This is a genomic window from Streptomyces sp. SID3212 (assembly GCF_009865405.1).
Taxonomy (GTDB): Bacteria; Actinomycetota; Actinomycetes; order Streptomycetales; family Streptomycetaceae; genus Streptomyces.
This window is the reverse complement of sequence record NZ_WWJY01001100.1, coordinates 1-223: the sequence shown is the minus strand read 5'-3', so window position 1 is coordinate 223 and position 223 is coordinate 1. Positions and strand designations below refer to the sequence as shown.

Genomic DNA, 223 nt, shown 5'->3' with positions numbered 1-223 from the left:
CGTTGTTCGCCCAGTTTTGGATTGTTGTATAACGGCAATACGCATCTTTTTTAATGATGATTTCTACTACCGCACTGTGAAGTGAGTTAGTAGTGTAAACAGGTGCTGTACAACCTTCTACGTAGTGTACGTGTGCGCCTTCGTCTACGATGATAAGCGTACGCTCGAATTGTCCCATATTTTCAGAGTTAATACGGAAATACGCTTGAAGTGGTGTATCAAC

At 42.2% G+C, this 223-nt stretch carries 1 protein-coding gene; it reads right to left on the bottom strand.

The genetic code is table 11. The annotated features are described in order from the left end of the window. Window positions 1-223, bottom strand: a 223-nt coding sequence (locus GT042_RS32490; RefSeq protein ID WP_202534378.1) for a SufD family Fe-S cluster assembly protein, incomplete at both ends; no start/stop codon positions are given.